1 protein-coding gene is annotated in these 967 nt (G+C 78.8%); it reads left to right on the top strand.

The annotated features are described in order from the left end of the window. Positions 1–18: 18 nt before the first annotated feature. The coding region (locus MXD58_RS25585) for a histidine kinase dimerization/phospho-acceptor domain-containing protein (protein ID WP_250610251.1) at positions 19–967 on the top strand (949 nt) is incomplete at its 3' end.

The raw sequence follows: 967 nt of genomic DNA, 5'->3' as shown, positions 1-967 counted from the left end.
GCCCGTGACGCCGCGACCCTGCTGGCCGGCGGCGGGCCGATCGCGCAGGTCCTCACCGCCGACGGGCAGGTGATCGCCGCCTCCGCCGATGCCGGTCGCGGCGCGCTGGCCACCGGCTCGACGCTCGCCACCGCCCGCACTCGGGCCCTGTGGGCGACGGCCCAGCCCCACCGGGACGGGCAGACCGAGGACCAGATCCGGGTCTACGCCGTACCGGTGCCCCTCGCCGGCCCCGCCGGGCGCACCACCCTGATCGCCGTCGTGGGGCTCACCACCCGCCCGACCGACCGCGCCGAGGACCGCGTCCGCAACGTGATGGTGCTGGCCAGCGCCCCGCTCGTCGCCCTGTCCGGCCTGGCCGCCTGGCTGCTCTGCGGCGCGGCCCTGCGTCCGGTCGAGCGGATGCGCCGGGAGGCTGCGGCGATGGCCGCCGCCGAGGACGACACCCTGTCCGGCCCGGACCCCTACCGCCGACCCGTCCCCGTCCCCGTCCCCGACCCCGTCCCCGTCCCCGTCCCCGTCCCCGACCCCGTCCATCGACCCGGCGCCGCCCGCGCCCCCGGCCCGGTGCCACCGGTGGCTCTCGCGCTCGCGGTACCCGCGACCCGCGACGAGATCGCGGCGCTGGCGCGCACGATGAACGATCTGCTCGCGCGCCTGCACGCGGCCCGTGCCCGCGACCGCGCGTTCATCGCCGACGCCGGCCACGAGCTGCGCACCCCGCTGACCGTGCTCAAGGCCGAGCTGGAACTCGCCGCCCGGCCCGGGCGTCGTGTCGCCGAGCTGCGCGACGCGATCGCCGGCGCCGCCGAGGAGACCGAACGGCTCATCCGCCTCGCCGAGTCACTGCTCACCCTGGCCCGGATGGACGGCGGACAGCTACGCACCGACCCCGTCGCCGTCGACGAGGTCCTCGACCGCGCCGTGCGGGCGGCGGGCGGGCACGCCGGGCAGCGCGGTGTGCGCC

Origin of the sequence: Frankia sp. AgKG'84/4 (assembly GCF_023242965.2) — a bacterium.
Classification (GTDB): Bacteria; Actinomycetota; Actinomycetes; order Frankiales; family Frankiaceae; genus Frankia.
The sequence above is the reverse complement of the archived record's forward strand: the minus strand, read 5'-3'. Positions and strand labels throughout refer to the sequence as shown.